The 16,175-nt window shown below is 62.5% G+C and carries 20 protein-coding genes; 9 read left to right on the forward strand and 11 right to left on the reverse strand.

What is annotated here, in order from left to right:
* Nucleotides 1-2: 2 nt before the first annotated feature.
* Genes P775_RS10170 through atpD form a run of 6 tightly spaced genes read right to left on the reverse strand, consistent with a single transcriptional unit; the run spans nt 3 to nt 3,387 of the window.
* On the reverse strand, nt 3-248 hold the full coding sequence (locus P775_RS10170; protein WP_099910901.1) for a F0F1 ATP synthase subunit C: 246 nt from the start codon (nt 246-248) through the stop codon (nt 3-5).
* Entirely contained in the window at nt 248-946 is a 699-nt protein-coding gene (locus tag P775_RS10175; RefSeq protein ID WP_099910902.1) for a F0F1 ATP synthase subunit A, read from the reverse strand. Before P775_RS10175 ends, P775_RS10170 begins: the two co-directional genes overlap by 1 nt.
* Nucleotides 943-1,233, reverse strand: a complete 291-nt coding sequence (locus P775_RS10180) for an ATP synthase subunit I (RefSeq protein WP_099910903.1) — start codon at nt 1,231-1,233, stop codon at nt 943-945. Before P775_RS10180 ends, P775_RS10175 begins: the two co-directional genes overlap by 4 nt.
* Entirely contained in the window at nt 1,230-1,511 is a 282-nt protein-coding gene (locus tag P775_RS10185) for an AtpZ/AtpI family protein (protein ID WP_099910904.1), read from the reverse strand. Before P775_RS10185 ends, P775_RS10180 begins: the two co-directional genes overlap by 4 nt.
* The gene (locus P775_RS10190) at nt 1,508-1,915 is read right to left on the reverse strand and encodes a F0F1 ATP synthase subunit epsilon (protein WP_099910905.1); all 408 of its coding nucleotides are present in this window, start codon (nt 1,913-1,915) and stop codon (nt 1,508-1,510) included. Before P775_RS10190 ends, P775_RS10185 begins: the two co-directional genes overlap by 4 nt.
* Entirely contained in the window at nt 1,912-3,387 is a 1,476-nt protein-coding gene (atpD, locus tag P775_RS10195) for a F0F1 ATP synthase subunit beta (protein WP_099910906.1), read from the reverse strand. The genes P775_RS10190 and atpD overlap by 4 nt, the downstream gene beginning before the upstream one ends.
* A gap of 394 nt (nt 3,388-3,781) precedes the next feature.
* Between atpD and P775_RS10200 the strand changes: the two genes are divergently transcribed.
* The 3 genes from P775_RS10200 (at nt 3,782) to P775_RS10210 (ending at nt 5,998) form a co-directional block, all read left to right on the forward strand.
* On the forward strand, nt 3,782-4,537 hold the full coding sequence (locus P775_RS10200) for a VPLPA-CTERM sorting domain-containing protein (RefSeq protein WP_099910907.1): 756 nt from the start codon (nt 3,782-3,784) through the stop codon (nt 4,535-4,537).
* Nucleotides 4,538-4,724: 187 nt separating this feature from the next.
* Nucleotides 4,725-5,672, forward strand: coding sequence for a DnaJ C-terminal domain-containing protein (locus tag P775_RS10205; protein ID WP_099910908.1), 948 nt, complete (start codon nt 4,725-4,727; stop codon nt 5,670-5,672).
* Nucleotides 5,669-5,998 carry a chaperone modulator CbpM gene (locus P775_RS10210; protein ID WP_099910909.1) on the forward strand — a complete coding sequence of 110 codons (330 nt, stop codon included), beginning with the start codon at nt 5,669-5,671 and terminating at the stop codon, nt 5,996-5,998. The genes P775_RS10205 and P775_RS10210 overlap by 4 nt, the downstream gene beginning before the upstream one ends.
* A 6-nt stretch (nt 5,999-6,004) precedes the next feature.
* On the opposite strand, the gene P775_RS10215 is transcribed toward P775_RS10210, so the two are convergent.
* A complete protein-coding gene (locus tag P775_RS10215; RefSeq protein ID WP_099910910.1) occupies nt 6,005-6,631 on the reverse strand; it encodes a response regulator in 627 nt (208 codons plus the stop codon).
* Nucleotides 6,628-8,010, reverse strand: a complete 1,383-nt coding sequence (locus P775_RS10220) for a histidine kinase (RefSeq protein ID WP_143520863.1) — start codon at nt 8,008-8,010, stop codon at nt 6,628-6,630. Before P775_RS10220 ends, P775_RS10215 begins: the two co-directional genes overlap by 4 nt.
* A gap of 174 nt (nt 8,011-8,184) precedes the next feature.
* Between P775_RS10220 and P775_RS10225 the strand changes: the two genes are divergently transcribed.
* From P775_RS10225 to P775_RS10240, 4 genes are read left to right on the forward strand one after another with little or no spacing between them, the layout of a single operon-like run.
* A complete protein-coding gene (locus P775_RS10225; protein ID WP_099910912.1) occupies nt 8,185-9,417 on the forward strand; it encodes an ABC transporter substrate-binding protein in 1,233 nt (410 codons plus the stop codon).
* Nucleotides 9,417-10,385, forward strand: coding sequence for a YVTN family beta-propeller repeat protein (locus P775_RS10230; protein ID WP_099910913.1), 969 nt, complete (start codon nt 9,417-9,419; stop codon nt 10,383-10,385). The genes P775_RS10225 and P775_RS10230 overlap by 1 nt, the downstream gene beginning before the upstream one ends.
* Nucleotides 10,386-10,406: 21 nt before the next feature.
* Nucleotides 10,407-10,850, forward strand: a complete 444-nt coding sequence (locus tag P775_RS10235; protein ID WP_099910914.1) for a cupredoxin domain-containing protein — start codon at nt 10,407-10,409, stop codon at nt 10,848-10,850.
* 17 nt (nt 10,851-10,867) lie between these two features.
* Nucleotides 10,868-11,116 (forward strand): PepSY domain-containing protein, encoded by a 249-nt coding sequence (locus P775_RS10240; RefSeq protein WP_099910915.1) that lies wholly within the window; start codon nt 10,868-10,870, stop codon nt 11,114-11,116.
* A 50-nt stretch (nt 11,117-11,166) separates the two neighbouring features.
* On the opposite strand, the gene P775_RS10245 is transcribed toward P775_RS10240, so the two are convergent.
* Nucleotides 11,167-12,042, reverse strand: a complete 876-nt coding sequence (locus P775_RS10245; protein ID WP_099911005.1) for a LysR family transcriptional regulator — start codon at nt 12,040-12,042, stop codon at nt 11,167-11,169.
* Nucleotides 12,043-12,142: 100 nt separating this feature from the next.
* On the opposite strand from P775_RS10245, the gene P775_RS28025 reads away from it, so the two are divergent.
* A complete protein-coding gene (locus P775_RS28025) occupies nt 12,143-12,280 on the forward strand; it encodes a hypothetical protein (protein WP_180287400.1) in 138 nt (45 codons plus the stop codon).
* A 201-nt stretch (nt 12,281-12,481) separates the two neighbouring features.
* Nucleotides 12,482-13,318: a universal stress protein gene (locus P775_RS10250; RefSeq protein ID WP_099911006.1), complete on the forward strand. Its 837-nt coding sequence runs from the start codon at nt 12,482-12,484 to the stop codon at nt 13,316-13,318.
* Nucleotides 13,319-13,432: 114 nt separating this feature from the next.
* Here the strand turns inward: P775_RS10250 and P775_RS10255 are convergent, their stop codons facing one another.
* Entirely contained in the window at nt 13,433-15,025 is a 1,593-nt protein-coding gene (locus P775_RS10255) for an ABC transporter ATP-binding protein (RefSeq protein ID WP_099910916.1), read from the reverse strand.
* A complete protein-coding gene (locus P775_RS10260) occupies nt 15,022-16,170 on the reverse strand; it encodes an ABC transporter permease (RefSeq protein ID WP_245875632.1) in 1,149 nt (382 codons plus the stop codon). Before P775_RS10260 ends, P775_RS10255 begins: the two co-directional genes overlap by 4 nt.
* Nucleotides 16,171-16,175 lie beyond the last annotated feature (5 nt).

Here is a 16,175-nt window from a genome sequence, read left to right on the forward strand (position 1 = left end):
GATCAGCCCAGCAACGGATTGGCGAAGAGCAGCAGCAGCGCGATCACGAGGCAGTAGATCGCCGTCGTTTCTATCATCGCAAGGCCGACGAACAGCGTGCGCGAGATGGTGTTTGCCGCCTCTGGCTGGCGGGCGATGGCATCCATGGCGGCAGCGACGGCGCGGCCTTCGGCCAGGGCGGGACCGATGGCGCCGAAGGCGACAGCAAAGGCGGCACAGACGATGCTGGCAAGAGAGAGATAATCCATCAGGGAACCTTTTTCTGGAGGGAGGGGGCGGGGTCTGGCTGGCCGTCCTCGACCGTGGCCGAGATGAAGACCATCGCCAGAACCGCAAAGATATAGGCCTGCACCAGCCCGGTCAGCAGATCGAGCGCCATGAGCGGGATCGGTACCAGCAGCCCGGCAAGCGAGGCGACGATGCCGATGACGAAGACGCCGCTCATCACATTGCCGAAGAGGCGGACGAACATGGAAAACACCCGGGTGATGCTTTCGAGCATGTTGAGCGGGATCATCGCCACATTGGGTGCGGCAAAGGATCTGAGGTAGCCGCCCACGCCCGCGCCACGCACGCCGAACCAGACCACCGAGACGAACACCAGAACGGCCAGCGCCGCATCGGTTTCGAGCTTTGAGGTGGGCGGTTCAAGTCCGGGGATAAGCGAGGACCAGTTCGCGACGAGAATAAACAGGAACAGCGTGCCGATGAAGCTGCGGTAGGGCGCGGGTTCGGTCCCGGTGGTCTCGCGGATCTGCGTGTCCATTGTGGTGACAATCAGTTCGATCATCGCCTGACGTTTGTCCGGCACCAGCGCCAGATGCCGGGTCAGCAGGGCGGAGCCGATGACCAGCACCGCCATGATGCCCCAGGTGATCAGCACCGCCTGCGTGATCGGGACGGGTCCGATCTGGAACAGGATTATGGAGCTGAGGGGAGAGTTCATGCCGCATCCCCCCGGTATTGGCGCAGCATCAGCGCCTTGGCGCAGATCACGCCACCAAGGGCTGTGAGCAGCGCAAAGCCGCCCGCCTGCACGGCGACGTAGAACCCGGCGCAGAGAAACGCCAGCCGCCCGATTGTCAGAGCCAGACCCAGCAACGGGTGTCCCTGGCTTACGATCAGGTTGGCCGTCAGGCGCAGGGCGCGGAAATAGCCATAGCCAAGCAGAATGCCGCCAATGAAACAGGCCGGAAGGGTGAGCTGCGGCGGCAGGGTGGAGAGGTCCATCATCTTGCGTTCATCCAGTTCCAGGCGGTCCAGCCCCCGAGGCACAGGCCCAGCAGCATGCAGGGCGCTGTCCAGAACAGGCCGGTTGCGAAATGAGCGTCGAGCCAGCGGCCACTGAACAGGCCGATAAGGGTGGGCGCGACGAAGATCCAGCCAAGCACGCCGATCTGCGCCAGACGGCGGCCGATGGACATGTCGCCCTCGCGCAGCCAGCGGTCGCGCCGGTCGCGGCGCAGGCGGGTTTCAACGATCAGCGGGTCGTCTTCGGGCGCATCGCTCATCGGAAGGCCCCCGCATCGGCACCGGAATGCAGGCGGCTGACCATGTGCCGGATGGCGTTCAGCTGCAGCTGAACGGTTTCGGTGTGATCGACCCGTTCGGCATCGGCGTCCGACTGGAACCGGGCGAGAACCTCGCGGTCCAGCGTGGCAAGATCATCGCCGGTCACCGCCTCGCGCGTGGCGATGGCGACGGTGCCGTCCGATACGCTCAGCACGCCGCCGCGCAGGGCGCAGAAGCGGTCCTGATCCCCCTGCCGCCAGCTGACGATCGAGATGACAAGCGCCGTCAGAAACGGGGCGTGGCCGGGCAGGATGCCGAAACTGCCGCTGGCATCTTCGGCGCGCAGGCTGGTGATGTCCGTGTCGATCACGACGGAGAGGGGGGTGGCGATGCGCAGTCTCATGCGGCGGCCTCGGATGGTTTTTGCGTCTCGGCAGCTTTGGCGGCGGTCTCTTTCTGGCGGGCATCGTCCAGCGTGCCGACCATGTAGAGCGAGCTTTCCGACCAGTCGTCGGCTGCGCCGTCCAGTATCGCGCGGCATCCGGCCAGCGTGTCGGCCAGCGCGACGCTGGCGCCGGGCATGCCGGTGAACGCCTCTGTCACCATAAAGGGCTGGGTCAGGAACCGCTGCAACCGGCGCGCGCGTTTCACCGTCAGGCGGTCATCGGCGCCCAGCTCCTCGACCCCCAGAAGCGAGATGATGTCGGTGAGTTCGCGGAACCGGGCGAGGGCCTGGCGCACCGCCTCGGCCGTCTTGTAATGCTCTTGCCCCACGACCAGCGGATCAAGCAGCATGGAGGACGAGCCGAGCGGGTCAATGGCGGGATAGAACCCTTCGGCGGCCTGCGCGCGGGAGAGGACAATGACGCAGTCCATGTGGCTGGAGATTGTTGTGACGGCAGGGTCGGTGAAATCGTCCGCCGGAACATAGACTGCCTGAATGGCCGTGACGGCGGAGCCTGCGACCGAGGCGATGCGTTCCTGCAGGCCTGCGACCTCGGTCGCCAATGTCGGCTGATAACCCACGTGCGACGGCAGGCGGCCCAAGAGGCTCGACACCTCGGCGCCTGCCTGAACAAAGCGAAAGACGTTGTCCATCAGCAGCAGCACGTTCTTGTGTTTCTGATCGCGGAAATATTCCGAGATGGTGAGCGCGGTCAGCGGGGCGCGCCAGCGGGCACCGGGCGGTTCGTTCATCTGGCCATAGACCAGCACGGTGCGTTCCAGCACGCCGGAGTCCTGCATTTCGCTCAGCAACTCGTGCCCTTCGCGCGAACGTTCGCCGACACCGGCAAAGACCGAGATGCCTTCGTATTTTTCGACCATGGCGCGGATCAGTTCCATCACCAGCACCGTCTTGCCCACACCGGCGCCGCCGAACATCGCGGCCTTGCCGCCCTGGGCCAGCGGAGTGAGCAGGTCGATCACCTTGATCCCGGTTTCAAACACGTCCGTGGTGCGGGTCTGGTTGGCAAGGGTCGGAGGTGTGGCATGGATCGAGCGGCGGGGTGTGTCGGCGGGCAAGGCGGGGCCGTTGTCCTGTGTATCCCCGACCACGTCGAGCAACCGACCCAGCACGGCGTCACCCACGGGCACCTTTACTGGCGCGCCGGTCGCCTGCACCGTGACACCGCGCGAGAGGCCCGCGGTCGACTGAAACGCCACGGCGCGCACAGTGGTCAGGTCGAGATGGCTGTGCACCTCGAGAATCAGGGAAGTCGGCTGGTCCCAGTTCACCACAAGCGCCGAATTGATCTGCGGCAGGTCGGGACCGTCAAAGAGGACGTCCACAACGGCGCCTCTGACAGCGTGCACAGTGCCCTGTGTTTGGGCCTGTGTGCGGATGTCTGGTGTGTGATCGGCGCTATCCTGCATGCGGTCTGGCCCTTTGAGCGCAAGAGTTCTGGATGTGGTGTCATCTGACGCATAGGGCCGCGCGGCGCACAGGGCATTGATCTGGATCAGCCCGACAGTTTCTGGCGGGGCGTCGGTTCAAAGAGGGAGGGCAGGCAACCTGCGGGTCAGTTGTTAACTATCGCGGCAGGTTGCGCTTTTATTATCGAGAGTAATTAATTAAATACTAATGAAGGGCAAAAAGACGGAAGTGTGTATTTCGTGTGAAGCGTCAAGATTGGACGTAGTTTAATTGATAAATCCGGAAAATTAATTGAGCGGGAGACAGAATGTTTTTCCGCAAAATGTATAGTTATGTGATTGCGTTTTTATCGGCGTCTCTTTGGTTGGTTGTGATTTAGGTAAAGGTAATGAGATGAAGTCTGTTTTTTATGCTGTCGTGATTGGCAGTATTTCCACTGCCGCTGCGGCGACCCCTGTGGCATTTGATGACAACCTGCCGTCCATGCTAGATCTGATGGGCGGTTACATCAGCCCCGCTGAAGAAGGGAAGACGTTGCATTCCCTTCCGTCATTTGATGGCAAGGATGGCCCACTTTATACCACTTCCAATAAGGGTGACGTTGCCAACGGGGACAGTGCGCATTTGGGCAAGGCACTTGCGGGCAAGGCCACACTGAGCGGGCAAGTCAAATCCCGTGAGATGCGCCAGATCAAGGCCGCTGGTGAGGATCTGCGCGCCGGAGGGCGTATCGAATTTAACGGCAATTTTGAAAAAGGTGGCAGCGGAAAATCCGGTTCTACCGAATTCATGGACCATTTCAGAATGCACTATTCATTTGATGGTGACGCCAGATTTTTGGAATACAGTTCGATCAATTCGCACCATATTAGCGATATGACGGAATTCAAAAAGACCTTATTCACCATTCCCGCGCACGCATGGACCGGTTCGGGCAAGTTCGACATTTTCCAGCTGAAGAAAACCGGTTCGGCATATTTTCAGTGGGCGATCGACAACCTGAAGCGGTCCTGCGTTTCCGATTATCTGCCAAAACCGCCTGCCGATACGCTGCCTGCGCCGGTTCCTTTGCCTGCAGGGCTTGGGTTGCTGATGGCTGCCTTTGGGGTGCTGGGGTTTCTGCGTCGCAACAGATCGCGCGCCGTCTGACGCGGCAAAAGAGCGTCCGTGGGCTTTGTGCGCCCGTTGACAAAGCCATCGGCGCTCGCGTCCAATCCATCGGCCCTTGATATGGATCAGGGCGCGCTGCGCTGCGATGTGGTATGAGGGGAGTGGGGTGTTCCGCCGGACGGCGGGCTCCCAAGGCGCACAGCGGGCGATGCCCGAAAGGACCACGATGCCAGACGATCCCTACAAGGCCCTTGGCCTGACCAAGACGGCCACGGCGGACGAGATCAAGAAGGCCTATCGCAAGCTTGTCCGTACCAGCCATCCCGACCTGCATCCCGACGATCCCGGTGCCGAAGCACGGTTCAAGGCGATTGCCGCCGCCCATGACGTTCTGAAAGATCCAGAGACCCGCGCGCGCTTTGACGCTGGAGAGATCGATGCCACTGGCGCGGAACGCCCGAAACGCGAATATTATCGCGACTTTGCGGATTCATCGGACAATGTCTATCAGCAGCGGCGCGCCGCGGGGGCGCAGGGCAATCCGAAGGATTTCTTTGAGGAAATCCTGCGTCAGCGGGCGCGCGGCGCAGGGGGCAGCGGCGGCTTCGGCGGCGGCTTTTCCGCGCCCGGGCAGGATGCGCGCTACAATCTTGAGGTGCCGTTTCTGGATGCGGTGCGTGGTGCTGAGCAGCGAATCACTTTGCCGGATGGTCAGAGCCTTGCCGTGAAGATCCCGCAGGGCACCGAGGATGGTCAGACCCTGCGCCTGCGCGGCAAGGGAGAGGCGGGCTATGGTGGCGGGGCTGCGGGCGATGCGTTGATCACCGTCAAGGTGGGGGAACATTCGGTCTTCCGGCGCGAGGGGGATGATATCCTGCTGACGCTGCCGATCACCATCGACGAGGCGGTTCTGGGCGGCAAGGTCAGCGCGCCGACCATCGATGGGCCTGTCGGGCTGACCATTCCCAAGGGTGCCAGTTCCGGGCGGACCCTGCGCCTGCGGGGGCGCGGCGTGACGCGGGCGGGCAGCAAGACCAAGGGCGATCAGATGGTCGAGCTGAAGATCGTATCGCCGCCGGAGGTGGACGCGGCCCTGAGCGATTTCCTGATGGAATGGCGCAAGACGCATGAATTTGATCCACGTGCCGATCTGATGAAGGGGGCGGGGACATGAAGGACCGTTTTAGCGAAGAAGAGGTTGTCACCACGATCACCCGGCTGACGCGCCGCCAGCTTGTGCGGTTTGTCGAGGTGGAATTTGTGCGCCCTGAGCGTGCCGAGGATGGGGTGTTTTACCGGCGTGTGGACATCGCACGGCTGGAGCTGCTGTGTGATCTGTCGCAGGATCTGGATATGGATGAAGCGGCGCTGGGCGTCGTGATTTCCCTGATCGACCAGCTGCATGCCGTGCGGCAGGATCTGGCGACCATATCCGATGCGCTGGAATCCCTGCCGCCCGAGCTGCGCCTGCGGGTGGCAGAGGCGCTGAGCCACGCCTGAGTGGGTTCAGGACGTCAGACCGGCCTCGATCGCGTAGCGGATCAGGTCGGTCGTGCCGGTGACGCCCAGTTTCTTGCGGATGCTGGACGAGGTGTTGGCGGCTGTCTTGTAGCTGATCCGCAGGGCGTCGGCGGTGGATTGCAGATCCTTGCCCTGGCCGATCAGCCGCAGCACTTGATGTTCGCGGCTGGTGAGCGAAGACAGCGGATCAGCCCGCCCGCCGATGCGTGAGCCTGCCACCGACAGGGCCATGTCGTGCGACAAGTACAGGCGCCCGGCCTCTAGTGCTGCGACAGCATCAAAGAACTCTTCGGGGCCGGAATTCTTTGACAGATAGCCGGAGGCCCCGGCCTCCAGCGCTTTTGAGACAAAGACTGTCTGTTCGTTCATCGAGAAGATGAGGATGCGCGCGCCGGGCACACGGCGCAGCAGGGGCGCGATCAGGTTCAGACCACCCAAGCCCGGCATGCCAAGGTCCAGCAGGATCAGATCGGGCGTCTGGGTGTCGGCAAGGCGCAGCGCGTCCGTGTCGTTCAGCGCCGCGTGAATCGGATCATACCCCAGCTCGCCCAGCAGCTGACGGCAGCCCAGATGTGCGATGGGGTGGTCGTCAATGACCAGTGCGGTTTTCATGAGGCAAGCTCCAGCGTCAGGGGCGTCACATCTGTCTGGGACAGCGGCAGGCGGGCAGAGAGGCGCGTGCCGCCGTCACGGGTGCCGGTGATGGCAAGCTGCCCACCCACCGCACCGATGCGGTCGCGCATGGAGGTCAGCCCGCGCCCTTCGATCCGGCAGTTGGGCATACCGACGCCGTCATCCTCAAGTTCAAGGCGCAGCATCGGTTCGAGGTCACGGTTGTCCAGCTCCAGCCGGATCGCAATGCGCTGCGCATTGCCGTGGCGCAGGGCGTTGGTCGTGCCTTCCTGAAAGAAGCGATAGACGGTCAGATCCAGCACTTCGGGCGTGGGGGGCAGGCCGCCGGGCATGTCGATGCACCAGTCCAGCGCCGGATGTGTCTTGCGGAATGCCTGAAACAGATCGTGCAGGGCGTCCAGCAGTGGCAGCTGGCCGATGGCCATGGGGCGCAGGGTGGTCAGCAGACGGGTGTTGGACGCTTGAATCTGCGCAACGATCGAGAGGATGATGTCTGCCTCTTCGGCCAATGGAGTGTCGCCCCCGGCGCGGGCCTTTCTGCCGATGGCAGAGGCCTTGACCCGCAGTCCGAACAGGCAGGGGCCGAATTCGTCGTGCAGTTCCATCGCGATGGCGCGGCGTTCCGCATCGCCCAGTTCAACAATGCGGCGGTTGAGTTGGGCGCGCTCGACCTCGGCCCGTTGCAGGCTTTCGGAGAGGGCGTCAAAGCCTGCGAGGATCGGGACAAGGTCGGCGCTGCCCCGGTGGCCCAGACGGGGTGTCAGGTCACCATCGCGCAACTGCCGCAGCGCGCGGCGCAGATCGTCCAGCGGGCGCAGAGCGATCTGCACCAGAATCCCCAGCATCAGGGCGGACAGCATCCCGGTCAGGGCAACAAGCCAGAACAGGCTGGACACATCCTGCCAGACCTCGGCAATCTCGTCTTCGGGCGAGGTGTTCATCAGCACATAGCCGTAGAGCGTGCCGTTGACCTGCACGGGGATGCGGATTTCGCGCAAGGTGGGGGTGACCAGCTGGCGGAACCAGTCGGGGGGCGGATCGGGCAGTTCGGCCCCGGAGGGTCTGGTCAGTGGCAGCACGCCCAGGCGCGCATCAATCAGCGTCAGCTCTACATGCCGTGGGGCGACAAGCATGTCGGCAAGATGTGTGAGTACCTTGTCCGGCGCGGTGTCCTGCAGGGCAGAGCCCAGCGTTGCGATCACCAGGGCGCGCGCGCTTTGCGCCCCCGAGGCGATTTCAAGCCGCACGGCGCCGCGGGCATTGTAGACCAGCACCGCCGCGCCGATGGCCAGCGTGACCAGCTGCACCGCGATGATGCCCAGCACCACCTGCCGTCTGAGATACATGGCTGAAAACACGGAGCCTCTCTGTTTTGCCGATTATATAAACTAGCGGCCCTGTTGCGATGCGTCGATTGCAAACCGCGGGTCGGGACATAATCCCTGATCTCTTGCCGAAAGTTCCCGGGTTCTTTTGGGACGCGCCCTGTTGCGAGCCATGCTAGCGATAAGGCAGGAGGAGTTGAGGAAGTCATGTCAGGAAATTCGAAAACCGGTCTGCGTCCCCCTTGTTTGCGCACGGGCCTTGTGCTGGCACTTGCAGCACTTTGCACGATTGTGGCGTCCCCTCCCGCCACAGCGCAGGATATCAAAGCAGCCGTGCTTCGGGTTGATTATCCCTCGCTCCTCCCTCTGTCCCGTCTGGATCTTCCGGGGGAGAACCGTGGCTTTGCCGGTGCGCGTCTTGCCACCGATGACAACCGAACCACCGGCCAGTTCATGGGCCAGACCTATGACACCAAAGAGGTGACGGCGACCGCGGACAAGGCGCTGGAGGCGTTTCGCACGCTGATGGACGAGGGAGAGCGGCTGGTTGTGGTGATCGCGGAGTCTGCGGACCTGCTGGCCATGGCCGATGCGGCGCCAGCGGATGCGCTGCTGTTCAATGCTGCGAGCGGGGATACCACGCTGCGGTCCGCGCGCTGCCGTGCCAATGTGCTGCATGTGGCGCCAAGCGATGCGATGCGCACCGATGCCGTGGCACAGTTTCTGGTCTGGAAGCGCTGGAACAACTGGTTCCTGATCGAAGGATCGAACCCTGCGGATCAGGCGCTTGCCGCGTCCTATCAGGCATCTGCCCGCAAGTTTGGCGCGCGCATCACGGAAGAGCGGATTTTCATGGATACCGGCGGCAGCCGTGTGTCGGATTCCGGGCATGTTCTGGTACAGCGGCAGATCCCGGTGTTCACGCAGGATGCGGCCCCGCATGATGTGGTGGTGGCGGCCGATGCGTCGGATGTGTTCGCCGAATATCTGCCCTATCAGCTGTGGGATGCCGCGCCGGTGGCCGGTTCAGCGGGCTTGCGTCCGCTGACATGGTCGCCGACGCACGAAAGCTGGGGTGCGACGCAGATCCAGCGCCGTTTCGAGGATCTGGCCGGGCGCAGCATGACGGACATTGATTATCAGACATGGCTGGCCCTGCGGGTGATCGGCGAGGCGGTGACACGTACCAGCAGCGCCGATCCGGCCGCCCTGCGCGCCTATATCCTGTCGCCGGATTTCAACCTTGCGGCTTTCAAGGGTGTGCCAGTGACCTTTCGGCCCTGGAACGGCCAGCTGCGCCAGCCGATCCTGCTGTCCAACGGGCGCATGACGATCAGCGTCAGCCCGCAGGAGGGGTTTTTGCACGAGGTCTCGCCGCTCGACACGCTGGGGCTGGACCGCCCCGAAACCGAGTGCACCGCTTTTGAAGGAGAAAATTGATGCTGCGTGCCCTGCTTCTTTCGACTGTGGCGCTGAGTGCGCCCGCCTATGCCAACAATGTCTTTGTCACGAATGAAAAGGGCAACACCGTCAGCGTGCTGGACAGCGAAACCTGGGAGGTGATCGCCGAATTCGATGCAGGTAACCGTCCGCGCGGCATCACCATCGCCCCGGATGGCAGTGAGTTGTATGTCTGCGCTTCCGATGACGATCTGGTGCGGGTGTTCGACCCCGTGACCTTCAAGGAGCTGCATGTGCTGCCATCGGGACCTGATCCGGAGCTGTTCGTGATCCATCCCTCTGGCAATCCGCTCTATGTGGCGAACGAGGATGACAACCTTGTCACCGTGGTCGACACCAAGACCCATCAGGTGCTGGCCGAGATTCCCGTGGGGGTCGAACCCGAAGGCATGGCGATCAGCCCGGATGCCAGTGTGGTGATCAATACTTCTGAAACCACCAACATGGCGCATTTCATCGACACCGAGACATTCGAGATCGTGCACAATGTGCTGGTCGATCAGCGCCCCCGTTATGCCGAATTCACGGCCGACGGTCAGAAGCTCTATGTCAGCGCCGAGATCGGCGGTACGGTCAGCGTCATTGATCACGCCGCCGAAACGCCTGCGATTTCCAAGAAGATCACCTTTGATGTGCCGGGGGTTCTGAACGAATGGCTGCAACCTGTGGGGATCAAGATCACCAAGGATGGCAGCCGCGTGTTTGTGGCGCTGGGGCCGGCCAACCGCGTGGCGGTGATTGATGGCGAGACGGATGAGGTCATCGAGTATCTGCTGGTCGGTCAGCGGGTCTGGCAGCTGGCCTTTACCCCGGACGAGAAATTCCTCATCACCACCAATGGCAATTCCAACGACGTTTCGATCATTGACGTCGAAAGCCTGAAGGTCATCAAATCGGTGCAGGTCGGACAACAGCCCTGGGGTGTCGTCGTGGCCCCGGATTCGTAATTCTTTGGAAGGACTATCACCATGAACAAACTGGCTTTTGCTCTTGCGGCCCTGATCGCTGCCCCTGCTACCGCCGCGCCGCTGTGTGACAACATGGGGTTCGCGGGATTGCTTGCCAAATGCAACCGGGGGGAGCCGGTTGAGCTGACCCTGTCGTCGGGCAAGCCGCTTTATGCCGGAGAGGGCCCCATCGCGCTGCAGTCTGGTGCCTATTACGAGGTCAATATCACGGCTGACGGCACGGCCGAGCTGGCCGTGTCCGGGGCAGAGTTCTTTCGCGCCATCTGGATGAACGAGATCGTCATCAGCGATATCGAGATTCGCCCGATGGCCATCGACAGCATCGAATTTGATGCTGGTGGCAGCGCAAAGCTGTCCTTTATCGCCATCAAACCCGGCAGCTACACACTGCGCATTCCCGGATCGACCGGTGACGCGCAGGCCGTTACGTTTTCCATCCAGTAATCCAAGAGGATAGCCCTATGATCCGCACCACCCTGACCGCCCTTTTGCTGGCAGCCCCTGCCGCCGTCATTGCCGACACTGACGTGTCCCCCGAGGTACACGACAAGATCACAGCCATGCTCGCCGAGATGCAGTGCGAAGTGGATGCCGAGAATATCGAGGTCGAGGATGCCGGCTATGAGCTGGATGATGTGTTCTGCGCCGATGGCCAGTATGACATCGACCTTGATGCTGATCTGCAGGTCACGAGCAAGCGCAAAGAATAACCCACCCAAGGTCCGGCACATCAGCCCCCGGGATATGTCGCCCGGGGGAATCAGTCCGGTCTGACCTCGCGCCGCAACCAGATCACGAAATCCCGCAGCGGCGGGCGCATGACGCCCGGCGCTGTGACGATATGATAGCCGTTTTCGTCCGCTTCTTCGAACAGCAGTCGCAGGCGTCCTGCGCGCAGATCCGCCTCGACAGAGAGGCGCGTGCTGATCGCGACGCCCTGACCGCTGCGCGCGCCGTCAAGGACAAGGTTGCCGGGGACATGGATCACGCCTTTGGTGCGCAGTCCCGACACCGCGCGCCCCGCCAGCCAGAGCGAACTTTCCGAGGTGCCAAGTTCCTGCAGCCAGGGGAAGTTCAGCAGATCCTCGGGGCCCTGCGGGTCAAGGTCGCCGATCAGTGATGGTGCAGCCACCACGACCACCGGAGAGCGGGTGAGCAGTTCTGCCACAAGCCCGGGCCAGTGGCCGAGACCAAAGCGCAGCGCCACATCGACCCCGCCGGGCGCGGGGTTTGTCATCTTCGGGCTGGGGTTGATCATGATGTCAATTTCGGGATGTGCGGCGCGAAACCCGGCCAGGCGCGGCATCAGCCAGTGGGCGGCAAAGCTGGGCGTGGTGGCCACCTGCAAGGGGCGATCCGCATCGGCACCGGTCAGTGCGTCAATCACCTGAGCGATCCGTCCGAACCCTTCGGCCAGGGCATCGGCCAGTTGCTGGCCCTCGGTCGTCAGGGCCATTGCGCGCGCCGACCGGTCAAGCAGGGCAATTCCGAGACGTGTTTCAAGGCTGCGCATCTGCTGACTGATCGCGGCATGGCTCACGTTCAGCAGCGCGCCGGCCTTTGTCACCGATCCGGTTTGCGCATAGGCCGAAAAGGCCCGCAAGGCAGACAGCGGCGGCAGGGATGTCCAATCCATCATGTAATCCAGACTTACATATAGCCAGATTTCCTGAGTCGCATTTTTTCGCCTGTAGCGCAATATCTCCTTACGGAACGCGCAAAAAAGGAGATGCGTCATGTTGGTAATACTTCCACAGACCTTTCTGCGGGCCACCTTTCAAAAGGGTTTGGGTCTGCCCGGTGTCCAGCGCGGTCAGCACCGCTGGAGCGTTGCAGACCTGCGGGAACGCAACGGGGAGATGCCCAATGATTGATCCGATCCTCTACCAATCCGAGCTGGCATGGCGGCTCGATCTGGCCCCAGAACGGCGGCTCCGCTGGCCCTGGGGGAGCGGCCGCTGGAGCAGGTCACCAAAGGCGATTGGGCGGCCAAGGTTCTGGGCGCGCGTCTTTCATTGCAGGTGATTTTTACAGCAGCCTGTGTAAGCTGTTCCTCGGGACCGGAGGAGGACACCATGAGTTACAAGACGATACTGACCGTTCTGACCGAGGAAAAGCTAGGCGATCTGACGCTGGAGCATGGGTATGCGCTGGCCGAGGCGCAGGGCGCGCATCTGGACGTGCTGTGCATCGGGGTGGACCGCACCCCCGGCGGCTATTTCCGCAACGGCAGCAACACGATGATGGTGCAGCAGGCACTGTCGCAGGCGGCTGAGACGGCAGAGGAACTGGCAACCCATGCGCGGGCCTGGCTGCATGATGCATCCATCGCCTGGGCGGTTGAGACAGGATCGGCACCCCTGCCGGATGTGGCCCGCAATGTCGCCGGGCGGGCGCGGTTTGCCGATCTGGTGGTGCTGCCGAAACCCTATGGCAAGGATCACGGCATCGAACTGGTGCCGGTGATCGAAGGCGCCCTGTTCGAGGGGCTGACGCCGGTTATGGTGGTGCCTGACGATACGACGCCGATGGTCGCGCCGGAACGGGTGGTTCTGGCTTGGAACGGCAGCGCGGAATGTCTGCGCGCGGTGCGGGCGTCCTTGCCAGTGCTGGCGGCGGCCAAGACTGTGCATGTGGTGCTGGTCGACCCGCCGGGTGGGCCCGCAGCGATGACCACGGACGGGCTGCTGGCGCGGTATCTGGCGCGGCACGCGATCAAGGTCGAGATCGATGTGCTGGCGAAGCGCGGTCGGCGGGTGTCGGACATCCTGCTCGAACACGGGCGCGAGGTCGGGGCCGAGATGATCGTGATGGGCGCCTATGGCCATTCGCGTTTCCGCGAGGCGATTCTGGGTGGCGCCACACGCAACATGCTGGAACAGGCCGAAGTGCCCGTTCTGATGGCGCATTAAAGCGTCCCGCCTTACACTTCAATCGCTTGTTCGCAGCCTGTCGGCTGCGCCTACAACGCCAAAAACGATGCCTGTGTTTCAGGTCACAGGTGGGACGCCATAAAGCGTTTGCGCTCAGCCCGCCGGGTTGAGCGCAGCGGCGATCAGCGCGCGGGTGTAGCCTGATTTGGGCGCCTCATAGATCTGTTGCGCGGATCCGTGTTCGACCACATCCCCCTGTTTCATGACGATGACCTGATGGGACATGGCGCGGATGACCTTGAGGTCATGGCTGATGAACAGATAGGCGAGGTTGTATTTCCGTTGCAGATCGCGCAGCAGATCCACGATCTGCACCTGCACCGTCATGTCGAGCGCCGAGGTCGGTTCGTCCAGCACCACCAGACGGGGGCGCAGCACCATGGCGCGGGCGATGGCGATGCGCTGGCGCTGACCGCCTGAAAATTCATGCGGGTAGCGGTGCATCGTGGCGGGATCGAGGCCGACCTCGCTCATCACATCGGCCACATGGTCGCGATGAGGGCGGCCATCGGGGGCGCCGTGCACACCCAGCCCTTCGGCGATGATCTGTTCGCAGGTCATGCGGGGCGAGAGGGATCCGAACGGGTCCTGAAACACGATCTGGATTTCCGAGCGCAGGCGGCGCAATTCCTTGGTGGACCATTTGCGCATATCTTCGCCGCGATAAGTGATGCCGCCTTCGGACTGGATCAGCCGCATGATGGCCAGCGCGAGCGTGGTCTTGCCTGAGCCGGATTCGCCAACAATGCCGATGGTTTCCCCGGCGCGCACCGAAAGGGTCGCGTCGTTCACGGCCTTCACATAGCCAACGGTCTTTTTCATCAGCCCCTGCTGGATCGGAAACCAGACCTTGAGGTGATCGGTGCGGGCAATCTCCTCGGCCCCCTGAGGCACTGGGTCGGGGGTGCCGGTGGATTCCGCGCTCAGCAGCATCTGGGTATAGGGGTGCTGCGGGTTGGCGAATATCTCGGATGTGGGGCCGGTTTCGACAATCTCGCCGTTCTTCATCACGCAGACGCGGTCAGCGATGCGGCGCACGATGCCAAGGTCGTGGGTGATGAACAGCAGGCTCATGTTCTGCGCCCGTTTCAGATCCGCCAGCAGTTCAAGGATCTGCGCCTGAATGGTCACATCCAGCGCCGTGGTCGGTTCATCCGCGATCAGCAGCTCCGGCCCGTTGGCCAGTGCCATGGCGATCATCACACGCTGCCGCTGCCCGCCGGACAATTGGTGCGGATAGGCGCCCAGACGGCTTTCGGGATCGCGGATGCCAACCTGATTGAGCAGCTCCAGAATGCGGGCGCGCGCGGCCTTGCCCTGCAGACCCTGATGCAGGGCAAGGCTTTCGCTCAGCTGCTTTTCCAGCGTGTGCAGTGGGTTGAGCGAGGTCATCGGTTCCTGAAAGATGAAGGAGATGTCGTTGCCGCGCACGCGGCGCAGCAGCGCATCCGAGGCACCAATCATTTCCTGCCCGTCATAGGTCACCGAACCACCGACCTGCGCAGAATCGCCCAGCAGGGACACTGTTGACAGGGCGGTGACGGATTTGCCCGATCCGGATTCCCCGACCAGCGCGACGGTTTCGCCCTTGTTCACGGTGAAGCTGACGCCCTTGACCGCTTGCGTGCTGGCCCCGTCCTGACGGAAGGAAACGGTGAGGTTTTTGACCTCAAGTGTGGCGCTCATGAAAAGGTCTTTCTGGGGTCAAACGCGTCCCGCACGCCCTCGAAGATGAAGACAAGCAGCGACAGCATCACCGCGAATACGGTGAAGGCGGTGAAGGCAAGCCAGGGCGCCTGTAAGTTCTGTTTCGCCTGCAGTGTCAGTTCGCCAAGCGAGGGCGCGGATGAGGGCAGGCCAAAGCCAAGGAAGTCGAGCCCCGCGAGCGTGCTGATCGTGCCGGTGACGATAAAGGGCAACATGGTGACCGTCGCGACCATCGCATTGGGAAGCATGTGGCGGAACATGATCCGTGTGTTGGACACGCCCAGGGCGCGGGCGGCGCGGACATATTCAAGGTTGCGGGCGCGCAGGAATTCGGCGCGGACTACGCCGACAAGGGAGGTCCAGCCAAAGAGTACGGTGAGGAAGACCAGCAGCCAGAAACTGCGCCCCAGAATCGCGAAGAGGATGATGATGATGTACAGCGACGGTGTTGAGGACCAGATTTCGATCACCCGCTGAAAGATCAAATCGAGCCAGCCGCCAAAGAAGCCCTGCAAGGCGCCGGCCACGATACCGATGGCCGAGGCGCAGACCGTGACGATCAGGGTGAACAGGATCGACAGGCGGAAGCCATAGATCACCCGCGCCACCACATCGCGTTTGGTGTCATCCGTACCCAGCCAGTTCTGCGCCGAGGGCGGCAGGGGGGCCGCACCGGGGCGGTCGACCGGCGTCTGGAACGAATAGGGGATAATGGGCCAGATCATCCAGCCCTTCTGGAAATCGCCATCCGGGCTGATGCCAGAATTCACCTGATTTATCAGCTCGTCCGGCGTGTCGAAACAGGTGTCCAATCCCCCGGTAACGATCAGGCAGCGCACTTCGGGGTCGCGGTAGGCGGCTTCGGTCTTGAAGTCACCGCCGAAATCCGTCTCGGCGTAGAAGTTGAAGATCGGGGTGTAATAGTCGCCGCGATAGTTCACGAGGATCGGTTTGTCATTGGCGATGAATTCGGCACAGAGCGACAGGCCAAACAGGATCGCAAAGATCCACAGCGACCATAGCGCGCGGCGGTTCTTCTTGAAGTTCCGCCAGCGGCGCTGGTTCAGCGGCGACAGGGCAAAACGACCCTTGGGCGGCTGGGGCGCCACCGGTTTGCCGGGCATCGGCT

Origin of the sequence: Puniceibacterium antarcticum, from assembly GCF_002760615.1 — a bacterium.
Classification (GTDB): domain Bacteria; phylum Pseudomonadota; class Alphaproteobacteria; order Rhodobacterales; family Rhodobacteraceae; genus Puniceibacterium; species Puniceibacterium antarcticum.

Bases quoted from the DNA above. Each gene is read 5' to 3' on its own strand.
- P775_RS10225 (WP_099910912.1), top strand. From the start codon at position 8,185: ATGTCAGGAAATTCGAAAACCGGTCTGCGTCCCCCTTGTTTGCGCACG.
- P775_RS10185 (WP_099910904.1), bottom strand. From the start codon at position 1,511: ATGAGCGATGCGCCCGAAGACGACCCGCTGATCGTTGAAACCCGCCTG.
- P775_RS10175 (WP_099910902.1), bottom strand. From the start codon at position 946: ATGAACTCTCCCCTCAGCTCCATAATCCTGTTCCAGATCGGACCCGTC.
- P775_RS10260 (WP_245875632.1), bottom strand. From the start codon at position 16,170: ATGCCCGGCAAACCGGTGGCGCCCCAGCCGCCCAAGGGTCGTTTTGCC.
- P775_RS10235 (WP_099910914.1), top strand. From the start codon at position 10,407: ATGAACAAACTGGCTTTTGCTCTTGCGGCCCTGATCGCTGCCCCTGCT.
- P775_RS10230 (WP_099910913.1), top strand. From the start codon at position 9,417: ATGCTGCGTGCCCTGCTTCTTTCGACTGTGGCGCTGAGTGCGCCCGCC.
- P775_RS10245 (WP_099911005.1), bottom strand. From the start codon at position 12,042: ATGGATTGGACATCCCTGCCGCCGCTGTCTGCCTTGCGGGCCTTTTCG.
- P775_RS10240 (WP_099910915.1), top strand. From the start codon at position 10,868: ATGATCCGCACCACCCTGACCGCCCTTTTGCTGGCAGCCCCTGCCGCC.
- P775_RS10170 (WP_099910901.1), bottom strand. From the start codon at position 248: ATGGATTATCTCTCTCTTGCCAGCATCGTCTGTGCCGCCTTTGCTGTC.
- P775_RS10250 (WP_099911006.1), top strand. From the start codon at position 12,482: ATGAGTTACAAGACGATACTGACCGTTCTGACCGAGGAAAAGCTAGGC.
- P775_RS10180 (WP_099910903.1), bottom strand. From the start codon at position 1,233: ATGATGGACCTCTCCACCCTGCCGCCGCAGCTCACCCTTCCGGCCTGT.
- P775_RS10210 (WP_099910909.1), top strand. From the start codon at position 5,669: ATGAAGGACCGTTTTAGCGAAGAAGAGGTTGTCACCACGATCACCCGG.
- P775_RS10200 (WP_099910907.1), top strand. From the start codon at position 3,782: ATGAAGTCTGTTTTTTATGCTGTCGTGATTGGCAGTATTTCCACTGCC.
- P775_RS10205 (WP_099910908.1), top strand. From the start codon at position 4,725: ATGCCAGACGATCCCTACAAGGCCCTTGGCCTGACCAAGACGGCCACG.
- P775_RS10215 (WP_099910910.1), bottom strand. From the start codon at position 6,631: ATGAAAACCGCACTGGTCATTGACGACCACCCCATCGCACATCTGGGC.
- P775_RS10255 (WP_099910916.1), bottom strand. From the start codon at position 15,025: ATGAGCGCCACACTTGAGGTCAAAAACCTCACCGTTTCCTTCCGTCAG.
- atpD (WP_099910906.1), bottom strand. From the start codon at position 3,387: ATGCAGGATAGCGCCGATCACACACCAGACATCCGCACACAGGCCCAA.
- P775_RS10190 (WP_099910905.1), bottom strand. From the start codon at position 1,915: ATGAGACTGCGCATCGCCACCCCCCTCTCCGTCGTGATCGACACGGAC.
- P775_RS28025 (WP_180287400.1), top strand. From the start codon at position 12,143: ATGTTGGTAATACTTCCACAGACCTTTCTGCGGGCCACCTTTCAAAAG.